Source organism: Pseudomonas sp. LBUM1657, assembly GCF_059716075.1.
This window is the reverse complement of sequence record NZ_CP166799.1, coordinates 4633324-4654195: the sequence shown is the minus strand read 5'-3', so window position 1 is coordinate 4654195 and position 20872 is coordinate 4633324. Positions and strand designations below refer to the sequence as shown.

23 protein-coding genes are annotated in these 20872 nt (G+C 59.6%); 12 read left to right on the top strand and 11 right to left on the bottom strand.

The genetic code is table 11. The features are described from left to right. Positions 1–42 precede the first annotated feature (42 nt). Both ACA055_RS21425 and ACA055_RS21420 read right to left on the bottom strand, forming a co-directional pair. The gene (locus ACA055_RS21425) at positions 43–1119 is read right to left on the bottom strand and encodes a 3-deoxy-7-phosphoheptulonate synthase (protein ID WP_497680466.1); all 1077 of its coding nucleotides are present in this window, start codon (positions 1117–1119) and stop codon (positions 43–45) included. Positions 1120–1260: 141 nt separating this feature from the next. Beyond that, positions 1261–1746: a PilZ domain-containing protein gene (locus ACA055_RS21420; RefSeq protein WP_497680465.1), complete on the bottom strand. Its 486-nt coding sequence runs from the start codon at positions 1744–1746 to the stop codon at positions 1261–1263. On the opposite strand from ACA055_RS21420, the gene ACA055_RS21415 reads away from it, so the two are divergent. The 5 genes from ACA055_RS21415 (at position 1745) to cysB (ending at position 5700) form a co-directional block, all read left to right on the top strand. Continuing rightward, positions 1745–2131, top strand: coding sequence for a thioredoxin family protein (locus ACA055_RS21415; RefSeq protein WP_497680464.1), 387 nt, complete (start codon positions 1745–1747; stop codon positions 2129–2131). The two genes, ACA055_RS21420 and ACA055_RS21415, sit on opposite strands and share 2 nt — an antisense overlap. Continuing rightward, positions 2128–3084, top strand: coding sequence for a putative 2-dehydropantoate 2-reductase (locus tag ACA055_RS21410; protein WP_497680463.1), 957 nt, complete (start codon positions 2128–2130; stop codon positions 3082–3084). The genes ACA055_RS21415 and ACA055_RS21410 overlap by 4 nt, the downstream gene beginning before the upstream one ends. Positions 3085–3108: 24 nt before the next feature. Further along, positions 3109–4014 carry a 5'-nucleotidase gene (locus tag ACA055_RS21405; protein WP_497680462.1) on the top strand — a complete coding sequence of 302 codons (906 nt, stop codon included), beginning with the start codon at positions 3109–3111 and terminating at the stop codon, positions 4012–4014. A 95-nt stretch (positions 4015–4109) separates the two neighbouring features. Next, positions 4110–4613 (top strand): universal stress protein, encoded by a 504-nt coding sequence (locus tag ACA055_RS21400; RefSeq protein WP_497680461.1) that lies wholly within the window; start codon positions 4110–4112, stop codon positions 4611–4613. Between the two features lie 112 nt (positions 4614–4725). Then, a complete protein-coding gene (gene cysB, locus ACA055_RS21395) occupies positions 4726–5700 on the top strand; it encodes an HTH-type transcriptional regulator CysB (RefSeq protein ID WP_497680460.1) in 975 nt (324 codons plus the stop codon). 5 nt (positions 5701–5705) lie between these two features. Here the strand turns inward: cysB and ACA055_RS21390 are convergent, their stop codons facing one another. Together ACA055_RS21390 and ACA055_RS21385 are read right to left on the bottom strand one after the other, a co-directional pair. Continuing rightward, positions 5706–6188, bottom strand: a complete 483-nt coding sequence (locus ACA055_RS21390; protein ID WP_497680459.1) for a GreA/GreB family elongation factor — start codon at positions 6186–6188, stop codon at positions 5706–5708. 2 nt (positions 6189–6190) lie between these two features. Beyond that, positions 6191–6601, bottom strand: coding sequence for a hypothetical protein (locus ACA055_RS21385; protein WP_497680458.1), 411 nt, complete (start codon positions 6599–6601; stop codon positions 6191–6193). A gap of 124 nt (positions 6602–6725) precedes the next feature. On the opposite strand from ACA055_RS21385, the gene earP reads away from it, so the two are divergent. Next, positions 6726–7868 (top strand): elongation factor P maturation arginine rhamnosyltransferase EarP, encoded by a 1143-nt coding sequence (gene earP / locus ACA055_RS21380; protein ID WP_497680457.1) that lies wholly within the window; start codon positions 6726–6728, stop codon positions 7866–7868. A 48-nt stretch (positions 7869–7916) separates the two neighbouring features. Further along, complete coding sequence (locus ACA055_RS21375) at positions 7917–8486, top strand: elongation factor P (protein WP_032626910.1); 570 nt, start codon at positions 7917–7919, stop codon at positions 8484–8486. A 190-nt stretch (positions 8487–8676) separates the two neighbouring features. Here the strand turns inward: ACA055_RS21375 and ACA055_RS21370 are convergent, their stop codons facing one another. The 4 genes from ACA055_RS21370 to ACA055_RS21355 all read right to left on the bottom strand — a co-directional run bounded on the left by ACA055_RS21370 (position 8677) and on the right by ACA055_RS21355 (position 11983). Next, positions 8677–9693 carry an alpha/beta hydrolase gene (locus tag ACA055_RS21370; protein ID WP_497680456.1) on the bottom strand — a complete coding sequence of 339 codons (1017 nt, stop codon included), beginning with the start codon at positions 9691–9693 and terminating at the stop codon, positions 8677–8679. Positions 9694–9725: 32 nt separating this feature from the next. After that, complete coding sequence (locus ACA055_RS21365; protein ID WP_027925717.1) at positions 9726–10145, bottom strand: organic hydroperoxide resistance protein; 420 nt, start codon at positions 10143–10145, stop codon at positions 9726–9728. A 350-nt stretch (positions 10146–10495) separates the two neighbouring features. Continuing rightward, complete coding sequence (locus tag ACA055_RS21360) at positions 10496–10957, bottom strand: MarR family winged helix-turn-helix transcriptional regulator (protein WP_497684461.1); 462 nt, start codon at positions 10955–10957, stop codon at positions 10496–10498. 69 nt (positions 10958–11026) lie between these two features. Then, positions 11027–11983 carry a LysR family transcriptional regulator gene (locus ACA055_RS21355; RefSeq protein ID WP_497680455.1) on the bottom strand — a complete coding sequence of 319 codons (957 nt, stop codon included), beginning with the start codon at positions 11981–11983 and terminating at the stop codon, positions 11027–11029. 126 nt (positions 11984–12109) lie between these two features. On the opposite strand from ACA055_RS21355, the gene ACA055_RS21350 reads away from it, so the two are divergent. Continuing rightward, positions 12110–12844, top strand: coding sequence for a sulfite exporter TauE/SafE family protein (locus ACA055_RS21350; RefSeq protein WP_497680454.1), 735 nt, complete (start codon positions 12110–12112; stop codon positions 12842–12844). Here ACA055_RS21350 and ACA055_RS21345 read toward each other — a convergent pair. After that, on the bottom strand, positions 12834–13688 hold the full coding sequence (locus ACA055_RS21345) for a LysR substrate-binding domain-containing protein (protein ID WP_497680453.1): 855 nt from the start codon (positions 13686–13688) through the stop codon (positions 12834–12836). The genes ACA055_RS21350 and ACA055_RS21345 overlap by 11 nt on opposite strands. Positions 13689–13784: 96 nt before the next feature. On the opposite strand from ACA055_RS21345, the gene ACA055_RS21340 reads away from it, so the two are divergent. Then, positions 13785–14000 (top strand): DUF1127 domain-containing protein, encoded by a 216-nt coding sequence (locus ACA055_RS21340; protein WP_497680452.1) that lies wholly within the window; start codon positions 13785–13787, stop codon positions 13998–14000. A gap of 64 nt (positions 14001–14064) precedes the next feature. Beyond that, entirely contained in the window at positions 14065–15294 is a 1230-nt protein-coding gene (locus ACA055_RS21335; protein WP_497680451.1) for a winged helix-turn-helix domain-containing protein, read from the top strand. 123 nt (positions 15295–15417) lie between these two features. Here ACA055_RS21335 and ACA055_RS21330 read toward each other — a convergent pair whose 3' ends face one another. Next, positions 15418–16764: a class II 3-deoxy-7-phosphoheptulonate synthase gene (locus ACA055_RS21330; protein WP_497680450.1), complete on the bottom strand. Its 1347-nt coding sequence runs from the start codon at positions 16762–16764 to the stop codon at positions 15418–15420. Between the two features lie 163 nt (positions 16765–16927). Between ACA055_RS21330 and ACA055_RS21325 the strand changes: the two genes are divergently transcribed. Continuing rightward, positions 16928–17683 carry a spermidine synthase gene (locus ACA055_RS21325; RefSeq protein ID WP_497680449.1) on the top strand — a complete coding sequence of 252 codons (756 nt, stop codon included), beginning with the start codon at positions 16928–16930 and terminating at the stop codon, positions 17681–17683. 109 nt (positions 17684–17792) lie between these two features. Here the strand turns inward: ACA055_RS21325 and ACA055_RS21320 are convergent, their stop codons facing one another. Then, positions 17793–18584 carry a crotonase/enoyl-CoA hydratase family protein gene (locus ACA055_RS21320; RefSeq protein ID WP_497680448.1) on the bottom strand — a complete coding sequence of 264 codons (792 nt, stop codon included), beginning with the start codon at positions 18582–18584 and terminating at the stop codon, positions 17793–17795. A gap of 422 nt (positions 18585–19006) precedes the next feature. Here ACA055_RS21320 and ACA055_RS21315 point away from each other — a divergent pair, with 422 nt between their 5' ends. Beyond that, positions 19007–20680: a DEAD/DEAH box helicase gene (locus tag ACA055_RS21315; protein WP_008146183.1), complete on the top strand. Its 1674-nt coding sequence runs from the start codon at positions 19007–19009 to the stop codon at positions 20678–20680. Positions 20681–20872 lie beyond the last annotated feature (192 nt).

Here is a 20872-nt window from a genome sequence, read left to right as displayed (position 1 = left end):
CGGGTTTAAGCCCGGCGTTTTTGTGTGTGCAGCAAACGGCGATCAGATGCGATCGCGTTTAGGCAGCACATCCTTGAGCTTGGCATGCATGCTGCGCAAGGTGTTTTCGGTGGCGGTCCAGTCGATGCAGGCGTCGGTGATCGAGACGCCGTATTGCAGGTCGGCGAGGTCTTTCGGAATCGCCTGGCAGCCCCAGTTCAGGTGGCTCTCGACCATCAAACCAATGATCGACTTGTTGCCTTCGAGGATCTGGTTGGCGACGTTCTCCATCACCAGCGGTTGCAGGGCCGGGTCCTTGTTGGAGTTGGCGTGGCTGCAATCGACCATGATGTTCGGCTTGATCTTCGCCTTGTTCAGCGCTTGCTCGCACAGTGCGACGCTGACCGAATCGTAGTTCGGTTTACCGTTGCCACCGCGCAGCACGACGTGACCGTAGGCGTTGCCCTTGGTTGTCACGATCGATACGCCACCTTCCTGGTTGATCCCCAGGAAACGGTGCGGGCTGGACACGGACTGCAGGGCGTTGATCGCCACGGTCAAGCCGCCGTCGGTGCCGTTCTTGAAGCCGACAGCCGAAGACAGGCCGGAGGCCATTTCACGGTGGGTCTGGGATTCGGTGGTTCGCGCGCCGATGGCCGACCAACTGATCAGGTCCTGCAAGTACTGCGGGGAGATCGGGTCGAGGGCTTCGGTCGCGGTCGGTAGGCCCATCTCGGCCAGGTCCAGCAGCAACTGGCGGCCAATGTGCAGACCGTCCTGGATCTTGAAGGAGTCGTCCAGGTACGGGTCGTTGATCAAACCTTTCCAGCCGACGGTGGTGCGTGGCTTCTCGAAATACACGCGCATGACCAGATACAGGGTATCGGACACTTCCGCAGCGAGCGTCTTCAGGCGCTCGGCGTATTCGTGGGCAGCCTTGATGTCGTGGATCGAGCAAGGCCCGATGACAACAAACAGGCGGTGGTCGGTGCCATCAAGAATGTTGCGAATGACTTCGCGACCCTTGGTGACGGTGCGCAAGGCAGCGTCGCTCAGAGGGATATCACGCTTGAGCTGATCGGGAGTGATCAGCGTCTCGTTGGAGGCGACGTTTAGGTCGTTGATCGGTAAATCAGCCATCGTTTACTCGTCAGGTCACGGGTGCCGGCCGCCAGCGAACCCGCGCGGCGGAGCACAGCAAATTAAGCGCGTCGGGGAGCCGAACCTTAGCGCGTTACACCGCCGCTCGACAATGGGCAGACACCGGTTTAGGGGGCATTCTCAATTAGTTTCTCTGACGGGGAAACCAGTTGCGAACGCCTCTTCATCCAGCACTGGCTGTGCAAATGCCCTGCGAACCGTGTCGTGAGAGAACTCGTCGGCATGCTGCTGGACCCATTCCAGCGCCAGGGCCTGGTTATCCTGCAGGTCGCTGTGCGACTCATGCATGCGGCAATATCGCTCGATCTGGCACACCTGTTCGCCCATCCGGGCACTGAACAGCGTCTGTTCGTCAACGAAGGCGATGCCCACCAGATAGCCGTGCTTGCGTCGCAGGCACCAGGCCACATACCCCAGAAACTGCAAATCGGGATTTACGGTCGGCATGCGTACTTGCAGTGCCGTACCGTAGCGCCACGCGCGGTGGTAATTGCAAGCCATGCCCCCGAGGCTGATAGTGTGCAGCTGTTGTCGCGAAAGACACTCAGGCTTGAGCAACGTTAATTCGACGGGCACTTCGTCAGGATGCGGAAGAAAACGTCCCATGAACACAGACTCCATGTGTCGGCCATCTGACATTGTTTCCCCCAGTATAGTGGTCGAATTGGAACTGACCGATTTCGACGCCGACCAACGGCTGCTGGCGATGAGCGGTGTATCGCTGGTGATTTTTACCAGTGTCGGTTGCGCCAGCTGCCGATTTGCCCGCGAGCAATTGCCCCAGCTTGATCTGCAGGTCGATCGACTGTGCTGGATCGATGCCGGGGACAATGGCGGGGTGGTCGAGCGTTATCAGGTCTTTCATTTGCCGGCGCTGTTTGTGGTACGCGACGGTGAGTTCTTCGGGGCGCTTAAATCGCGCCTGACCCGCATCGAGCTCAATGCAGCCGTGGGGCAGGCGCTGAGTCGAACAGCAGAGGAGTTGCCATGATGGGGGCAGTTGCCAAACCGACAATCGGTATTATCGGAACCGGTGCGATCGGCGGTTTCTACGGGTTGATGCTGGCGCGTGCCGGCTTCGATGTGCACTTTCTATTGCGCAGTGAATTCTCGGCGGTGGCCGAACGCGGGTTGCAACTTGACAGTGCGGTGCATGGCGCTTTGACGCTGAACCCGGTTCAGGCCTATTCGACGGCCGAAGACATGCCGCGTTGCGACTGGCTGCTGGTGGGTGCGAAAACCACCAACAACGCGGAACTCGCTCCGGCAATCATTCAAGCCGCGGCGCCGAATGCCAAAGTGCTGCTGTTGCAAAACGGCCTGGACGTCGAAGACAGCCTGCGCGCGTTGCTCCCCGATTCGCTCCATGTGCTCGGCGGGCTCTGCTTTATTTGCGTCCATCGCGCCGGTCCCGGGGTCATCACCCATCAGGCGCTCGGCGCGGTGAATGTCGGTTACCACAGTGGTCCGGCAGCCGATGAACAGGCGCGCATGGCGATTGTCGAGGAAGGCGCCGGACTGTTCCGCGCCGCCGGCATCGATTCCCAGGCCATGCCGAACCTGCATCAGGCGCGCTGGCAAAAACTGGTCTGGAATATCCCTTACAACGGTCTGTCGGTTCTGCTCGGGGCAAGCACCACGCCGTTGATGGCCGATGCCGACAGTCGGGAACTGATCAAGGCACTGATGGCCGAAGTGGTTCAGGGCGCAACGGCCTGTGGACACGACATGCCGGCCGGCTATGCCGACCATCTGTTCATGGTGACCGAGAAAATGCCCGACTACTGGCCGAGCATGTACCACGATTTCCTGCACAAACGGCCGCTGGAACTGGAGGCGATTTACGCCCGGCCACTGGCGGTAGCCAAAGCCGCGGGATGCGAGTTGCCGCGAATCGAGGCCTTGTATCGCAGTTTGAGTTTTATCGATCGACGTAACACCTGAGTCGATCAACCCAAGGGGAAGGGCATGGCAAAGACGATTGACGACAAACTGGTGCTGGCGATTTCTTCGCGTGCGCTGTTCGACCTGAGCGAAAGCCACAAGGTTTATCTGTCGAGCGGCGTCGAGGCCTATCGGCAGTATCAGATCGAACACGAGGACGAAATCCTCGAGCCTGGTGATGCCTTTCCGTTGGTGCAGAAGCTCCTCAACTTGAACTCCAGTCTTGGCCGCGCCAGGGTCGAAGTGATCCTGGTGTCGCGCAACAGTGCCGACACCGGTCTGCGGGTGTTCAACTCTATCCACCACTACGGACTGGCGATTTCCCGTGCGGCGTTTGTCGGCGGGCGCAGTCCTTATCCTTATCTCAAGGCGTTTGGTTGCGACCTGTTTCTCTCGACCCATGCCGAAGACGTGCGCAGTGCACTGGATGCCGGGTTCGCCGCGGCAACCATTTTGTCCGGTGGCGCCAGCCGTGCGGCCAGCGATGAATTGCGCATTGCCTTCGATGGTGATGCGGTGCTGTTTTCCGACGAATCGGAGCGTGTCTATCAGTCCGGCGGCCTGGAAGCGTTCCAGGCCAGCGAGCGAGAATCGGCCCGCGAGCCCTTGCGCGGAGGGCCGTTCAAAGGCTTCCTCGCGGCTCTCAATCTGTTGCAGCGCGAGTTCCCGGAAGACGCCTGTCCGATCCGCACCGCCCTGGTGACGGCGCGATCGGCGCCGGCTCATGAACGCGTGATCCGCACCTTGCGTGAATGGGACATTCGTCTGGACGAGTCGCTGTTTCTCGGCGGCTTGACCAAATCGGCGTTTCTCGAAGCCTTTGCCGCCGACGTGTTTTTCGACGATCAGGCCGGTCATTGCGAGTTGGCCCGCGAGGTGGTTGCCACCGGTCACGTGCCCCATGGCATAAGCAACGAGCAAAAAGTTTAAGCCCGCGCTTCAACGCGTTACACGGCACGTCGTACTCGCCAAGGCACTGCTAAGCTGAATCAAATCTCCGCCATGTTGGCACTCGAGGAGGTCATATGATTCATTCGATGCTGTATGCCACTGACCTCGGCCTGTACGCACCTGTGGTGATGCAGCATGCCCTGGCGCTGGCTCGCACATTCAATGCCGACTTGTATGTGGTGCATGCGGTGGAGCCCATGGGGTTGTTTGCCGAATCGGTGCTGCAGAGTTACCTCGATGAGCAGTCGTTGAACGAGTTTCACAGTCAGGGCCTGAACACGGTGATTGCCAATATCGAGCAGCGAGTGCTCGACAGCTTTCGTGAGGAACTGGGGGGGGAGGGTGAGCAAGACCTGGCGCGGATCAAAGCGGTGCGGGTGGTTCAAGGCGATCCATCGCAGGTGATTCTCGACCAGGCGCAGAAACTCTCCGTGGATTTGTTGATCGTAGGTAGTCATAGCCATGGTGCTGGCGCGGAAACGCCTTTGGGCCGGACCGCAGCGCGGGTGTTGCAGTTGGCGCATGTGCCGGTCTATCTGGTGCCGCTGGTGCAGCGTCGTCGTCAAGGGGATCGCTAGAACACGAATAATGGCTGTTTGATAAAAAGTTCTAGATTTATTCTTCAAACCATTAATATAGTTATATACCGTCGCTGATGCCCGTGGCGTCTACCTGCTTTGAGGGATTCATATGAAGCTTCAACAACTGCGCTACATCTGGGAAGTGGCGCACCACGACCTCAACGTTTCCGCTACTGCCCAAAGCCTCTACACCTCGCAACCGGGTATCAGCAAGCAGATCCGTCTACTGGAAGACGAATTGGGGGTCGAGGTTTTCGCTCGCAGCGGCAAGCACCTGACCCGCGTCACTCCGGCCGGCGAGCGCATCATCACCACCGCTGGCGAGATCCTGCGCAAGGTTGAAAGCATCAAGCAGATCGCCCAGGAATTCTCCAACGAGAAGAAAGGCACCCTGTCGATCGCCACCACCCACACCCAGGCGCGTTATGCGTTGCCTCCGGTGATCAGCAGTTTCATCAAGCAATACCCGGACGTTGCCCTGCACATGCACCAGGGTTCGCCGATGCAGATTGCCGAAATGGCCGCTGACGGCACCGTGGATTTCGCCATCGCCACCGAAGCCCTGGAGCTGTTCGGTGATCTGGTGATGATGCCGTGCTACCGCTGGAACCGCTGCGTGGTCGTGCCACAAGGTCACCCGCTGACCAAGGTGCCGAAGCTGACCCTTGAAGCCCTCGCCGAATACCCGATCGTGACTTACGTATTCGGTTTCACCGGCCGTTCGAAGCTCGACGAAGCGTTCAGCCATCGCGGCCTGACGCCGAAAGTGGTGTTCACCGCCGCCGATGCCGACGTGATCAAGACTTACGTTCGTCTCGGTCTGGGCGTGGGCATCGTGGCGAAAATGGCGGTCGATACCAAACTCGATGCCGACCTGGTGGTGCTCGATGCCAGCGAGCTGTTCGAGTCCAGCGTGACCAAGATTGGTTTCCGTCGCGGCACGTTCCTGCGTGGCTTCATGTGCGACTTCATCGAGAAATTCGCCCCGCACCTGACCCGTGAAGTGATGGCCAAGGCGATCCAGTGCCACAACAAACAGGAACTGGAAGAGTTGTTCGACGGGGTCGAACTGCCGGTCCATTAATCTCGCTAGACCACCTCGGTGACAGCAAACTGTTGCCGAGCGCCCGCCACCAGAATCTCCACTTCATCCCCTTCGAACTTGCCCAGCAGGCTTTTGCCCAGCGGCGAGCGGGGGGTGATGACAGTAATCAATTGCCCCACCAGGTCGATCTTCAAGCCCGCCGCGTCGGGGGCCAGAAACAGCCATTGCTCACGACCTTTTTCGTCTTCCAGACCGAGTAGGGCGCCCACTTCGATGCCGCGCTGATCGTCGTAAGGGCGCAGGTTCAGGTTCTGGCAAAGCGTCAGTGACTGCCTGATTTCTTCGACTCGTTTAGCTTGTCCGGCCGCCAGGTAAGACGCCTCCAGCCCGAGGGTGTCGTACTTGTTTTCGGCGATGTTTTCTTCGTGGGTCGCGGTTTCGTAAGCGGTTTGCGCGGCACGTTCGGCGATGTCGAGATCGATCCGCAGCTTGTCGAGAATCAATTGGTGGACGGCTTGTTTATTCATGATCAATCGCAGAATTGCAGGACATTGGCGCGGCTTTTTTCGCTCGGTGCCGTCTGGTCCTGCTGCAACCAGAACTGGCATTTGGCGTTCGACAGGTTGCGGTTACTACTGCGTGCCTGATCGAGCCTTTGCTGCTGCTCGTTCTTGCGCAGGTTCTCTTCGTACTGTTCGAACATCGGGTTTGGGGGGGCGAGCTCTGGCGCGGGTTGCTCCACCAACGGTGGCTTGGCCAGTTGTTGCACCGCCTGGGCCACGGGCGCCAGTTGCTCGCTGAACAACAGGCGAGAGGCGAGCCAGCACGTCAGGGCGATCGCGATAAACCCCAGCCACAAACCCAGGGCAATGCTGCCGGTCAATTGCACGGCATTGATCTGGATCGGCAAGGGCCGGCGCGGGTTGGGACGGTAGGGCATGACTGCCTCCTGGCGGGTGGTCGCGGGCAAGTGGCGATTGTCGCATGAAGATTAATCGCCGTCGGCTCTTCTGCACGGGGTAATTTATGCGGACAATCGGCGCCTTTGCCAACGGGAGCCTGGAATGCCTGAAATGAAAACCCGCTGGGATATTTTTTGTACCGTGGTCGACAACTTTGGCGACATCGGTGTGACCTGGCGTCTGGCCCGACAACTGGTGGCCGAACATGCGGTGACGGTGCGCTTGTGGGTCGATGATCTGCGAGCCTTCGAACGACTATGCCCGGCAATCGACATCCACGCTTCGCAGCAGTGGCAGCAAGGTGTCGAAGTGCGTCAGTGGCCGACCGACTGGCAACCAGCCGAAGCCGCCGATGTGGTGATTGCCGCGTTTGCTTGCCAGTTGCCGCCTGCCTACATGGAGGCCATGGCCGAACGGGAAAAACCGCCGTTGTGGATGAACCTCGACTATCTGAGTGCCGAGGACTGGATCATTGGCTGCCACGGCTTGCCGTCGGTGAAGTACAAGAACGTGCAGAAGTTCTTTTTCTTCCCGGGGTTCCAGAAGGGCACCGGCGGCTTGCTGCGTGAGAGCGGATTGCTTGAGCGGCGTAGGCAGTTTCAGCAAAGCCCCGCCGCTCAAAGAGAATTCCTGCAAGGTTTAGGGATTGATCGTGCGCACGATGCGCAGTTGATCTCGCTGTTCGCCTACGAAAACACCGGGCTGGCCAGCTGGCTCGACGCAATGGCTGCCGACTCGACGCCCACTCATCTGCTGGTGCCGGAAGGCCGGGTGCTCGGCGATGTCGAGCGCTGGCTCGGTGTCGACGGCCTGGCGGCCGGCGCCCTGCATGTGCGCGATGCCTTGACCGTGCAAGTGCTGCCGTTCGTCCGACAAGACCAGTATGACCTGCTGCTGTGGAGCTGCGATTTCAACGCCGTACGTGGCGAAGATTCCTTTGTCCGGGCGCAGTGGGCGGGGCGGCCGCTGCTCTGGCACATCTATCAGCAGGAGGAAGATGTCCACCTGGACAAGCTCGATGCCTTCCTTGAGCTGTACACCAAAGGCCTTTCAGCACCCGCCAGCGAGGCGATCAGCGGTCTATGGCGTGCCTGGAATGCAGGCGACAATATGACCGGGCATTGGCAATCAACCCGCAAACACGGGCCGGAACTGCAAAAGCATGCCGAAGCGTGGTGTCTGGAACAGGCCTTGCAGGCCGATCTTGCCGCAGCGCTGGTACAGTTTTATGTAAATTGGATATGATACGCGGCCTAGATTTTTGTAAATCCCATCCAAATTCGGATATTCGCAATGAAAACTGGTAAAGAACTGAAACCCGGTACCGTGATCCGTCTCGAGAACGATCCTTGGCTGGTTCAGAAAGCTGAATTCACCAAGTCCGGTCGTAACAGCGCGATCATGAAGACCAAGCTGAAAAACCTGCTGACCGGTTACAAGACCGAGATCGTTTACAGCGCAGACGACAAACTGGACGACGTAATCCTCGACCGCAAAGAAGCGACCCTGTCCTTCATCAGCGGCGACACCTACACGTTCATGGACACCACCGACTACACCATGTACGAGCTGAACGCTGAAGACATCGAAGCCGTTCTGCCTTTCGTTGAAGAAGGCATGACCGACGTTTGCGAAGCGATCTTCTTCGAAGAGCGTCTGGTTTCCGTAGAACTGCCGACCACTATCGTGCGTGTAGTTGACTACACCGAAGGCTCCGCTCGCGGTGACACTTCCGGTAAAGTAATGAAGCCTGCCAAGCTGAGCAACGGTACTGAATTGCAAGTTGCTGACTTCATCGAAATCGGTGACCGAATCGAAATCGATACCCGCGAAGGCGGTTCCTACAAAGGCCGTGCTAAATAAGCACAGCTTCAGGAATGAAAAAGCCCGACCATTGAGTCGGGCTTTTTTGTACCTGCCGGAAAACACGCGGACCAATTGTGGGAGCGGCGGTGCGGCGATCCGACTTGCTCGCGAAGGCGGAGTGTGAGGCCACATTGATGTCACTGACACTCCCACTTCGCGAGCAAGCCCGCTCCCACATTGATCTGCGTTATTTCTTCAGGTGCTGCTTGAGCTCTTCGGACGCCTGCAACATTGCTGAGCGCACCGCTGGCACCTGGCTGACCACGTTGAGCAAACCGTAGTCGTGGATCATGCCGTTGTAGCGAACCGCTGTGACCGGCACGCCGGCCTCGTCGAGTTTGCGGGCGTAGGCTTCACCTTCATCGCGCAGTACGTCGGCACCAGCGGTCTGCACCAGAGCAGGTGGCAGGCCCTTGAGTTGTGCGGTCGTTGCCCGCAGCGGCGAGGCGTAGATCTCGTTACGCTGTTTGGCGTCGGTGGTGTAGTTATCCCAGAACCACTTCATCATGTTTTTGGTGAGGAAGTGCCCCTCGGCAAACTGGTTGTAGGATGCGGTTTCGAAGTTCGCATCGGTCACCGGCCACAGCAGCACCTGGAATTTGATCGTCGGCGTGCCCTTGTCCTTGGCCATCAGCGCAACCACGGCTGCCATGTTGCCGCCGACGCTGTTACCGGCAACCGCCAGGCGCTTGCCATCGACGTTGATCTCTTTACCGTGCTCAGCCACCCATTTGGTCGCGGCGTATGCCTGGTTGATCGCCACCGGGTAATGCGCTTCCGGCGACGGGGTGTAATTGACGAACACCGCCGCCGCACCCGAACCCACGACCAGGTCCCGAACCAGGCGTTCGTGAGTCGGGAAATCTCCCAATACCCAGCCGCCCCCGTGGAAGAACATGAACACGGGCAGTTCGCCTTTGACCCCGGCCGGCCGGACGATGGTCAGGCTGAGCGGTTGGCCGTCGACTTGAATGGTCTTCTCGCTGACATCAGCCTTGGGCAGTGTCAGTTTCACCCCGGCCTGCGCGCCCACCAGCACTGCGCGGGCTTCTTTTGGCGTGAGTTGTTCCATCGGTTTGCCGGTGCCAGCATTCAGTGCGTCGAGGAATGCCTGGGTGTTGTGTTCAACCCCATTGCCTGCGATTGCATTGCCAATGGACAAGGCGAGAAGGGTACCGGTCAAGACTTTGCTGAAAGTGTTCATGTTTGTTTCCTGTTCGGCCTGGTGATCAGCGGTTAGACGGTAACGTGCAGGCGCACATCGACATTGCCGCGGGTGGCGTTGGAGTACGGGCAGACCTGGTGAGCGGCGTCGACCAGGCTTTGCGCATCGGCTTGTTCCAGACCCGGCAGGCTGATGTGCAGGTCGATGTCCAGACCGAAACCGCCAGGGATCTGACCGATGCCGACATGGGCGGTGATCGAGGCATCGTTCGGGATGGTGCGTTTGGTCTGGCTGGCAACAAACTTCAGCGCGCCAATGAAGCAGGCGGAGTAGCCGGCAGCGAACAGTTGCTCAGGGTTGGTCGCTGCGCCGCCAGCACCACCGAGTTCTTTCGGGGTGGCAAGTTTGACGTCGAGGATGTTGTCGCTGGAAACCGCACGACCGTCACGGCCGCCAGTGGAGGTTGCGATTGCGGTGTAGAGAGTTTGCATGGTTTGAGCCTCGTTTGATTCTGGTTGTTTGCGCTAAATGTTTGCGCGCTAAGTAACTGCGAGATAAATGTAGCTCGCGAATATTTAGCGCGCAATATAAATTTTGAAAAAAGTTTTGGCGAGGCCTTGGGGCGCGCAGCAATTGCTGAAAAGACTATTGAGTTAGAGCTGTCGGGACTGGTTTTTCGAAGGAGAATTTTTTTCGAGGGGGCGAGGTGGCAGGCACCCTAAGACAAGTGTGGGAGAGGGCTTGCTCGCGAAAGCGGTGTGTCAGTCAACATCAATGCTGGATGTCACTCCGCTTTCGCGAGCAAGCCCGCTCCCACAATGGGGAGATGGTGTTCTTTAGGTCAGAGGCTGTCTTGCAAATTACTGCGCAGCGTTTGCAACTCCGCTTGCAGCTTCTGCAGTCTCTCCAGGGTCATCCCGCTGGCGCCGAGGATGCACTGGGGAATGCCGCGCGCCTGTTCCCGCAAGGCGCGACCCTGTTCGGTCAATTCGACAATCACCACTCGTTCATCTTCGCGGCTGCGAGTGCGACTAAGGAAACCTTCGACTTCCAGGCGCTTGAGCAGCGGCGTCAGTGAGCCAGGATCGGTCAGCAGCCGCGTACTGATTTCGCCTACGGTCAAACCGTCCTGTTCCCACAACACCATCATCGCCAGGTATTGCGGATAGGTCAGGCCCAACGCTTGCAACAGCGGCTTATAGACCTTGGTCATCAGCAACGAAGTGGAATGCAGGGCAAAGCAGGCCTGATTATCCAGCAGTAGTTCGTCGCAGTTATCCGGGGTGTTGCGCTCGGTGGTCATCTCGAAGCCTTGAAAAGTGATCGTCATGAATCTAGCGGGCGAATCTTTAATGCGCTAGACAATTCTAGCCTAGTGCTGCTCCAGGGTGTTTTGCAGTGCCAAGTCCCACGGCGGGATCGGGCTGAAGCGCGTTTTCAGGTATTCCAGCAACAAGCGGCTGCGGGAATTGGGTTGTTGTTCCAGGCGCAAGGCGTAGATACCGGTGGATTCAGGTGGTGGCAGGCCATTTTCGCAAAACAGCGGCCGCAGTTCGCCGCGCAGCAGATACTCACTGGCCAGCCAGGTCGGCAAGTGCGCGATACCCAACCCGGCCAATGCGCCGCAAACCAATGCTTCAGCATTGTTGGCGCTCATGCGAATGCGTGCCGGGCGGTGCAAATGCATCTGCCCGTCCCGTTCGAAACGCCAGGCGAAGGGCGGGGCCAGGCCTTCCCAGTCGAGGCCGTCGTGTTCGTTCAACTGCGCTGGACCGCTCGGCACGCCACGACGCTTCAGATAGTCTGGGCTCGCGCAGGCAATGCGCACCATGCTCGCCAGCGGCGTGGCCACTAGACGCGTATCGGCCATTTGCCCGGCGCGCAGCACCAGATCGACCTTGCCCAGATTCAAACCCTGCATGTCGACAAAACTGTCGATCAGGTGCAGTTGCACGTCGAGGCCGGGATACAGCATCAGAAAATCAGCAATCACCGGCGCCAGATGCCGCCGCCCGAACGCGGCCGGGGCATCAATCCGGATCAAGCCTTCCGGCGCACTGCTCAGGGACACCGCTTCCGCCCGGGCTAGCCGCAGTTCAGCAACAATGCGCCGCGCGCGCTCGGCAAATGCCAGGCCTGCCGGAGTAGCACGTACAGCGTGAGTACTGCGAATGAACAGTTGGCTGCCGACGGCGTTTTCCAGGCTGTCGATACGCCGCGCGACCGCCGACGGGGTCAGCGGATGACGACGGGAAGCCGCGGAAAAACTGCCGGTTTCCAGCACGTCGAGAAACAGGCCCAACTGTTCCGTCAATTGATTGGGATTCATGGTTTTACCGCTGCTTGTGCGAAGTTGGCACAGCCATTGTGCGTTGCTATGCGTTTCGCCGCCAGCGTCAACTGCGTAGGATGAACGCCCTGACGTAATGGGAAATCGCCTGTGATTGAGTTTTTGATGTATCTGGTCTTTGGCGCCGCCTTAGGCACACTCGGTGGCATATTCGGTATTGGTGGCGGATTGATCGCGATTCCGCTGCTGGGCGTGTTGTTCGGCCTCGATCAGCAGATCGCCCAAGGCACGGCGCTGGTGATGGTAGTTCCGAACGTCATGCTGGCGTTGTGGCGTTATCACCAGCGCAACCGGATCGAATTGCGTCATGCGCTGCCGCTGGCCTCGATGGGTTTCTGCTTCGCCTGGATCGGCTCGATTTGGGCCGTGGGCATTGATGCGCAAACCATGCGCGTGGGATTTGTCGCGTTCCTGATCGCGCTGTCGGCCTATAACCTGGTGCGAATGTTCTACGCCAGCGCGCCGGCCTCTTCGCAGATGAATTACTCATGGCCCTGGCTGGGGGCGCTTGGTGCGGCATCCGGCACCATGGGCGGGTTGTTTGGCGTGGGTGGGGCGGTGGTCGCGACGCCGGTGCTGACCAGTATTTTCGGCACCACCCAGGTGGTCGCACAGGGTTTGTCGCTGGCGCTGGCGTTGCCGAGTACGGGCGTCACGCTGGTCACCTATGCCGCGCACCATCAGGTGGATTGGGTGATCGGTGTGCCCTTGGCAGTCGGCGGTCTGATGAGCATCAGTTGGGGCGTGAAGATCGCCCATGCCATGCCGGAACGACTGCTGCGCGGGCTGTTCTGCGGCTTCCTGGTGTTCTGCGCGGTGATGCTCGCCTTTAAAGTTTGAAACCTTCGACGATGTGTTCGGCCAGGCATTCGGTGATCGGCGAAGGATTGTGCAGGTTGCGCACCAGCATGATGCTGGCCTCGGGCAGTATGGGCAGGTCTTCGGCTTCACCGAGAATGCGCATGTCCGGGGTCACCAGGCTTTCCAGTTGCGCGGTCACCGCCAGCCCGGCGCTGACCACCGCCATGATCGCCGACAGGCTGTCGCTGTTGTACGCCACGCGGTAATCGCGACCCATCGCATCGAGGGCATTGCAGGCCCATATGCGGCAGAAGCAATCACTGTTGAACATCGCCAGCGGCAACGGCGTTTGCTCGTGGGCGCTGAAACATTGCGCTTCGGCCCAGACAAAACGCTCCTTGCGCAACAACTGGCCGATTTCGTTGCCCGGCTCGCGGGTGACGATGGTCAAGTCCAGGTCCTGGCGCATCAGCAATTGTTTTGATGATTCGCAGTGAACCTCGATCTGGATCAGCGGATACGACTGGGCAAATCGCCGCAGAATCCCCGGCAGAAATCGCATCACATAATCGTCCGGGGTGCCGATGCGCACCAGGCCGACCATGTGCGGCTCACGCAGGGTGTTGAACACTTCGCTGTGCAGCTTGAGGATGCGCCGGGCATAGCCAAGCAACACCTGGCCTTCGGCGGTCAGCCGCACTTGGCGTCCGTCGCGCTGGAACAACTGGCGCTGCAACACGTCCTCTTCCAGCCGCTTCATCTGCATGCTCACGGCTGACTGGGTGCGGTTGACCAGTTCACCGGCGCGGGTGAAACCGCCCTGATCGGCAATGGCGACAAAGGTGCGCAGCACTTCGGTGTCGATACTCGGGTAGGCAGACATTCATCAATCTCCGAGATGTGTTACATCAGAAACATTCGTTGGATTGATCTTAGCCCCGGCGCGACACTTGAGCCATCCTAAACGGAGGGCAACAAGATGAAAGGTCAAAAAGGTTATGCAGAGGTAGAAAAACATTCCATCCACCTGATATCGGATTTGCTGCACAAGTTTAATCGCTGGTACGAACTGCACCGCGAACGTGAAATGTTGGCGGGCATGAGTGATGAAGCGTTGAAGGACATCGGGCTGAGCCGTGCGGATGTCGAGCACGAAGCCATCCGCCCATTCTGGGATGACCCAATGCACAAATGAGTCATTGCCAACTACACAAACCGTCTCCCGGTGAGGTAGGTTGCGAGCAGACAAGGAGATGCTCATGCCCGCGACACTGTCCTTTTCCCTCAAACAGGCTCGGCGTCTGGCGCTGGCTGCCCAAGGATTCAACGGGCGCCAGCCGCCAGCGGCGATCAAACCGGTTCAGCTCAACCGGCTGATCGAACGACTGGGCATTCTGCAAATCGATTCGGTCAATGCGTTGGTGCGTTCGCACTACCTTCCCTTGTTTTCCCGCCTTGGTAATTACTCATCCGACTTGCTCGACCAGGCTGCCTGGAGTCAGGGGCGGCGACGCACGTTGTTCGAATATTGGGGCCATGAAGCGTCGTTGCTGCCGTTGTCGATGTACCCGTTGATGCGCTGGCGAATGTTGCGCGCGACCCGTGGCGAAGACATCTATCAGCAGCTGGCCCGTTTCGGTCGTGAGCAACAGGACACGATTCGCCGGGTGCTGGCGTCGGTTCAGGAATTGGGCGCACTGGGCGCCGGCAGCCTGTCGACCCGTCAGGAGCGGGCAGGGCCGTGGTGGGACTGGAGCGCGGAAAAGCATGCGCTGGAATGGTTGTTCGCCGCCGGTGAAGTGACGGTGGCCGGTCGGCGCGGGTTCGAACGCCTTTATGATTTGCCGGAGCGGGTGATTCCTTCGGCGATTCTTGCGCAGCCGCTGCTTAATGAGGCCGAAGCCCAGCGCGGTTTGTTACGGCATGCCGCGACGGCCTTGGGTGTGGCGACAGAAAAGGATCTGCGCGATTACTTTCGTCTCAGCCCCGGTGATGCCCGTCCGCGTTTGGCGGAGCTGGTCGAGGCCGGTGAACTGCTGACCTGCGAGGTCCAGGGGTGGCGGCAGCCGGCGTTTTGTCTGCCCGAGCCTAAGGTGCCGCGCAAGGTCGAGGCCAGTGCCTTGCTGTCACCCTTCGATTCGCTGATCTGGGAGCGCAGCCGCACCGAGCGCCTGTTCGATTTTCGCTATCGGCTGGAAATTTATACGCCGCCGGACAAGCGCGTCTTCGGCTATTACGTGCTGCCGTTTTTGCACAATGAACGAATTGCCGCGCGCGTCGACCTGCGCGCCGAGCGGGCGTTGGGCAGGCTGGCGGTGCATGCCGTGCATGAGGAGGAGCCGGGGCTGGATGACGAAGGGATGCTGGCGCTGGCGGTCAATCTGCGGCAGATGGCGGATTGGCTGGGGCTGGCGCAGGTTCAGTTGAATTGTCCGCGGGCGAGTGCGGCGCGGTTGCGGTTGGCGTTGGCTCAGACTGGTGGTGAGTGAACCGACGCCTTCGCGAGCAAGCCCGCTCCCACAGTTGACCGAGTTGTCCAGACGGACGCGGTCCAATGTGGGAGCGGGCTTGCTCGCGAAGGCGATGGATCAATCAACGACAGACTTACTGATTCACCGCCGAACTTGCTTCAGGGTCTCGGCAATCAGAAACGCCAATTCCAGCGATTGATCGGCATTCATCCGCGGATCGCAATGGGTGTGATACCGGTCCGACAACCCGTCTTCGGTGATCGGCCGCGCACCGCCAATGCACTCGGTGACATTCTGTCCGGTCATCTCGATATGGATGCCGCCGGCATAAGTGCCTTCCGCTTCGTGAACCTGGAAGAACTGCTTCACCTCGCCAAGGATCTGCGCGAAGTCGCGGGTCTTATAGCCGCTGCTGGCCTTGATGGTGTTGCCGTGCATCGGGTCGGAACTCCAGAGCACGTGCTTGCCTTCACGTTGCACGGCGCGAATCAGCTGCGGCAAGTGATCGCCGACCTTGTTCGCACCCATCCGCGCAATCAGGTTCAGACGGCCCGGATCGTTGTCCGGGTTGAGCACGTCGATCAGGCGGATCAGGTCTTCTGGGTTCATGCTTGGGCCGACCTTGACCCCGATCGGGTTGTTCACCCCACGCAGGAACTCGACATGCGCGCCATCGAGCTGACGGGTGCGGTCGCCGATCCACAGCATATGGGCCGAGCAATCGTAGTAATCGTTGGTCAGGCTGTCGCGACGCACGAAGGCTTCTTCGTAGTTGAGCAGCAGCGCTTCGTGGGCGGTGAAGAAACTGGTTTCGCGCAGTTGCGGCGAACTGTCCATGCCGCAGGCACGCATGAACGCCAGGGTTTCATCGATACGGTCGGCCAGGTGGCTGTACTTTTCCGCCAGCGCTGAGTTGGCAATGAAGTCCAGGTTCCACTTGTGCACCTGATGCAGGTCGGCAAAACCGCCCTGGGCGAAGGCGCGCAGCAGGTTCAGGGTGGCGGTGGACTGGTGATAGGACTGGAGCAGGCGCTCCGGGTCCGGCACGCGGCTTTTTTCATCGAAACCGATGCCGTTGACGATGTCGCCACGGTAGGCGGGCAGCGTCACGCCATCGATGGTTTCGTCGTTGGCCGAACGCGGTTTGGCGAATTGCCCGGCCATGCGCCCGACCTTGACCACCGGGCAACCGGCGGCGAAGGTCATGACGATCGCCATCTGCAGCAGCACTTTGAAGGTGTCGCGGATTTTCGCGGCGGAGAACTCGGCGAAGCTTTCAGCGCAGTCGCCGCCCTGCAACAGAAACGCTCGACCCTGAGTCACCTCGGCAAACTGACGGCGCAATTCCCGGGCTTCACCGGCAAACACCAGCGGCGGATAGCTGGCCAGGGTTTGCTCGACGTGCGCCAAGTGCGCGGCGTCGGGGTATTGGGGTTGTTGCTGGATCGGCAAGGCGCGCCAGCTGTCAGGGCTCCAGGGTTGGCTCATCACGGTCTCTAGTGTTTTACGCTCGGACGTCCATGTTATCAGCAAATTAGTGCGTGACCTGTTCCCGTCGCTTCGCGGACAATCGCGCCTTTGCCGCTTCATGTTGCGGTGTATTGCGTTGCTGTTTGCCACGTTGTAGGCCCGGTGACCATCAGGAGACGAAATGACTGAGGAGCGCGTCGAGCATCTGCTCGCCGAGGTACAGGATGAGTTCGGCGTGATTCGCGTGCTGGAAGTGGCCGACTACCGTTTTCTCGAGTTCGGTGATGCCATCGAACAGAGCTGCGTGTTCACGGCCGACCCGAGCTGGCTCGAATACGATTACACCCGGGCCATGCTGATTGGCGCGTTGTGTCACGAGCAGCCGGAAAGCGCGCTGTTCCTTGGCCTCGGTGCCGGTACGCTGACCCAAGCCTGCCTCAAGTTCCTGCCGCTGGAAGATGTCGAGGCCATCGAACTGCGCCCCGACGTGCCGCGCCTGGCCATCGAATACCTTGGGCTGGATGACGACCCGCGCCTGTATATCCGCGTCGGTGATGCGCTGGAGCTGCTCGACACGGCAGAACCGGCGGACCTGATTTTCGTCGACCTCTATACCGATGTCGGTCCGGGCGTCGGGCACTTGGCCTGGAACTTCCTGGAAAACTGTCAGAAACGCCTGAATCCGGGTGGCTGGCTGGTGATCAACCAGTGGGCCACCGACGATGGCAAGCCGCTGGGTGCGGCGTTGCTGCGCGGGCTTTATCACCGGCATTACTGGGAACTGCCGGTGAAGGAGGGCAACGTGATTCTGATCGTGCCTTCGGAGTTGGATCAGGATCTGGACATGGACGGCTTGCTCGCAAGGGCCGAAGGGCTGGCGCCGCGTCTGGGGTATTCGTTGCAGTCGTTGATCAAGGCGATTCGGCCAGCGACATAAGTGTTGCCTGTGAGGACCCCTTCGCGAGCAAGCCCGCTCCCACATTAGACTGCGATCCAATGTGGGAGCGGGCTTGCTCGCGAAGGCTATCTACCCGTCAATACATCCCTCAGAGCCCTTTGAAGACGCCCGGCCGTTTCTCGATCATCGACCGCACACCTTCCCTGGCATCCTCACTGGCCAACAACTTCTTCACCAACGACGGCAACGCCAGTGTTGCCGCGGTTTCCCCTTCGTAACGCGCCTGTCGGGCGGACATCAGCGTTGCCTGAACCCCAAGCGGCGCCTGCCGTGCAATCCGTTCTGCCAATTCAATCGCGCGGGGCAGTAAATCCTCACTGGCCATGACTTCCTGCACCAACCCCAGGTGCAAGGCGTCATGGGCGTCGAACTCGTCGCCGGTCAACAGCCAGCGCATGGCATTGCCCCATCCCGCCACCTGATGCAGACGCAACGTAGCGCCGCCGAACGGGAATATCCCGCGCTGCACTTCTTTCTGGGCAAAACGGGTGTTGCTGGCGCACAGGTTGATATCAGCGGCCAGCATCAATTCGATGCCGATGGTCAGGCAGTAGCCTTGCGCGGCGACAATCACCGGTTTGCTGACTCGCGGACCGGCCAATACACCCCACGGATCGCAACCACCGGGCGGTGCTTTCCAGCCTTCGGCCAGCGCGGTGCTGGCACTGAGCAGATCGAGCCCGGCGGTAAAGTGCTCACCATGGCCGAACACCACCGCCACTCGAGCCTCGCTGTCAGCCTCGAATTCGCCATAGGCCAGGCTCAGCTCGTTGAGTAGGGCGAGGTCGAAGGCGTTGCGCTTGGCCACCCGATCCAGGCCGATCATCAGGACGTGACCGTGCCTTTCACGGCTGACACGACTGGGGTTGGGCTCGTTCATGCTGCATTTCCTCTGGGCGGGGAAGGGGGATCAGACCGCAGGTCTGTGGCACAAGGGTGAACCGTTTTAGCGTCATCAGCAGCAGGGCCGGGCCTTTGAAAAATAGACCGTTGCACGATTATCCGCAAAGCCTGTGACAGAACGCTGTACACGCCAGTTTTCCGACAAATAAAGCTCCCTTTTTGGGCGAATTCCGGTATAGTGCGCGCCGGCCTTTAACCGGGCCGCGTTTAGGTAGCGCAATTCCCCGAAGTCAGCTTCGGCTGCACGTCCGCACAGCGGACTCTCCCTTAACGAATCTTTTTCATTCATTCGTTTTCGCAAATCCCCGCCGACAAAGCAGCCAGGGCGACTCTTGAGTCTTACACGGCATGCGCAGCTTTGGAGCATGGGTCTTTGCGGATGCACTTAGAGGCAGACCCATGACCCAGGAAACCGGCGGCTTCGCCGCTTTTAATCTTAATCCGAACATTCTTGCAGCCGTCATCGCGACTGGCTACGAAGAGCCTTCGGCTATTCAGCAGCAATCGATCCCGATCATCATGGCCGGTCACGACATGATTGGTCAGGCGCAAACCGGTACGGGTAAAACCGCTGCGTTCGCCCTGCCGATCCTGCACCGCATCGATCCTGCAAAGCGCGAGCCGCAAGCCCTGATCCTGGCGCCAACCCGTGAGTTGGCGCTGCAAGTAGCAACCGCTTTCGAAACCTACGCCAAGCAAATGCCGGGCGTTACCGTTGTGGCCGTTTACGGCGGCGCCCCTATGGGTCCACAACTGAAAGCAATCCGTAATGGCGCACAGATCGTTGTCGCCACGCCGGGCCGTCTGTGCGACCACCTGCGTCGCGACGAAAAAGTCCTGTCGACCGTGAACCACCTGGTTCTCGACGAAGCGGACGAAATGCTCAAACTGGGTTTCATGGACGACCTCGAAGTTATCTTCAAGGCTCTGCCGCCAACCCGTCAGACCGTATTGTTCTCGGCCACCCTGCCGCAGTCGATCCGTGCCATTGCCGAGCGCCATCTGCGCGATCCGCAACACGTGAAGATCCAGACCAAGACTCAGACCGTTACCGCGATCGAACAGGCTCACCTGTTGGTTCACGCTGACCAGAAGACCTCGGCTGTATTGAGCCTGCTGGAAGTGGAAGACTTCGACGCCCTGATCATGTTCGTGCGCACCAAGCAAGCGACCCTGGACCTGGCCAGTGCCCTGGAAGCCAAAGGCTACAAAGCCGCTGCGCTGAACGGTGACATTGCTCAGAACCAGCGTGAGCGCGTGATCGAATCCCTCAAGGATGGCCGTCTGGACATCGTTGTGGCGACTGACGTTGCTGCTCGTGGTCTGGACGTTCCGCGTATCACTCACGTGTTCAACGTTGATATGCCGTACGACCCGGAATCCTACGTTCACCGTATCGGCCGTACCGGCCGTGCCGGTCGCGAAGGTCGTGCATTGCTGCTGGTGACTCCGCGTGAGCGCCGCATGCTGCAAGTGATCGAGCGTGTAACCGGTCAGAAAGTTGCCGAAGTTCGCCTGCCGGACGCTCAGGCCGTTCTCGATGCCCGCATCAAGAAACTGACCAACAGCCTGTCGCCGCTGGTGGCCGATGCCGAATCGACTCACGGTGATCTGCTGGATCGCCTGACCGCCGACATCGGTTGCACCCCGCGTGCCCTGGCCGCAGCCCTGCTGCGCAAGGCAACCAACGCTCAAGCGCTGACCCTGGCTGCGATCGAGAAAGAACGTCCACTGGTGCCGAACAACGCACCGCGTGGCGATCGTCCAGAGCGTACCGGTGATCGTCCGGACCGTGGTGATCGTGAGCGTCGTGCTCCGGTTCCATTGGCCGAAGGTCGTGCTCGTTGCCGTACCGCGCTGGGTGCGCGTGATGGTATCGCTGCCAAGAACCTGCTGGGCGCTATCCTCAACGAGGGTGGCCTGGCGCGTGAAGCGATCGGTCGCATCCAGGTGCGTGACAGCTTCAGCCTCGTCGAGCTGCCGGAAGATGGTCTGGAGCGTCTGCTGACCAAGCTGAAGGACACTCGCGTTGCCGGTAAGCAGTTGAAGCTGCGTCGCTATCGCGAAGATTGATCCGCTCTCGGGCTGATTGATCGAACATAAAAAATCCCCGACTGGTTCGGGGATTTTTTTTGCCTGCTGTTTGTGCCAGGTCAGGAGAACGGTGGCGCTCCATTCGCGAGCAAGCCCGCTCCCACATTGGATCTGCACTGTTCACAAATCCCCTGTGGGAGCGGGCTTGCTCGCGAAGGAGGCGACTCGGTC

Coding starts and splice junctions, on each gene's coding strand:
- ACA055_RS21320 (WP_497680448.1), bottom strand. CDS start 18,584: ATGAACGAGCCCAACCCCAGTCGTGTCAGCCGTGAAAGGCACGGTCAC.
- ACA055_RS21355 (WP_497680455.1), bottom strand. CDS start 11,983: ATGAATCCCAATCAATTGACGGAACAGTTGGGCCTGTTTCTCGACGTG.
- ACA055_RS21370 (WP_497680456.1), bottom strand. CDS start 9,693: ATGAACACTTTCAGCAAAGTCTTGACCGGTACCCTTCTCGCCTTGTCC.
- ACA055_RS21360 (WP_497684461.1), bottom strand. CDS start 10,957: ATGACCACCGAGCGCAACACCCCGGATAACTGCGACGAACTACTGCTG.
- ACA055_RS21345 (WP_497680453.1), bottom strand. CDS start 13,688: ATGTCTGCCTACCCGAGTATCGACACCGAAGTGCTGCGCACCTTTGTC.
- ACA055_RS21400 (WP_497680461.1), top strand. CDS start 4,110: ATGATTCATTCGATGCTGTATGCCACTGACCTCGGCCTGTACGCACCT.
- ACA055_RS21415 (WP_497680464.1), top strand. CDS start 1,745: ATGAACACAGACTCCATGTGTCGGCCATCTGACATTGTTTCCCCCAGT.
- ACA055_RS21335 (WP_497680451.1), top strand. CDS start 14,065: ATGCCCGCGACACTGTCCTTTTCCCTCAAACAGGCTCGGCGTCTGGCG.
- ACA055_RS21390 (WP_497680459.1), bottom strand. CDS start 6,188: ATGAATAAACAAGCCGTCCACCAATTGATTCTCGACAAGCTGCGGATC.
- ACA055_RS21325 (WP_497680449.1), top strand. CDS start 16,928: ATGACTGAGGAGCGCGTCGAGCATCTGCTCGCCGAGGTACAGGATGAG.
- ACA055_RS21365 (WP_027925717.1), bottom strand. CDS start 10,145: ATGCAAACTCTCTACACCGCAATCGCAACCTCCACTGGCGGCCGTGAC.
- ACA055_RS21350 (WP_497680454.1), top strand. CDS start 12,110: ATGTATCTGGTCTTTGGCGCCGCCTTAGGCACACTCGGTGGCATATTC.
- ACA055_RS21405 (WP_497680462.1), top strand. CDS start 3,109: ATGGCAAAGACGATTGACGACAAACTGGTGCTGGCGATTTCTTCGCGT.
- ACA055_RS21315 (WP_008146183.1), top strand. CDS start 19,007: ATGACCCAGGAAACCGGCGGCTTCGCCGCTTTTAATCTTAATCCGAAC.
- ACA055_RS21340 (WP_497680452.1), top strand. CDS start 13,785: ATGAAAGGTCAAAAAGGTTATGCAGAGGTAGAAAAACATTCCATCCAC.
- ACA055_RS21385 (WP_497680458.1), bottom strand. CDS start 6,601: ATGCCCTACCGTCCCAACCCGCGCCGGCCCTTGCCGATCCAGATCAAT.
- ACA055_RS21410 (WP_497680463.1), top strand. CDS start 2,128: ATGATGGGGGCAGTTGCCAAACCGACAATCGGTATTATCGGAACCGGT.
- ACA055_RS21420 (WP_497680465.1), bottom strand. CDS start 1,746: ATGGGACGTTTTCTTCCGCATCCTGACGAAGTGCCCGTCGAATTAACG.
- earP (WP_497680457.1), top strand. CDS start 6,726: ATGCCTGAAATGAAAACCCGCTGGGATATTTTTTGTACCGTGGTCGAC.
- ACA055_RS21425 (WP_497680466.1), bottom strand. CDS start 1,119: ATGGCTGATTTACCGATCAACGACCTAAACGTCGCCTCCAACGAGACG.
- ACA055_RS21330 (WP_497680450.1), bottom strand. CDS start 16,764: ATGAGCCAACCCTGGAGCCCTGACAGCTGGCGCGCCTTGCCGATCCAG.
- cysB (WP_497680460.1), top strand. CDS start 4,726: ATGAAGCTTCAACAACTGCGCTACATCTGGGAAGTGGCGCACCACGAC.
- ACA055_RS21375 (WP_032626910.1), top strand. CDS start 7,917: ATGAAAACTGGTAAAGAACTGAAACCCGGTACCGTGATCCGTCTCGAG.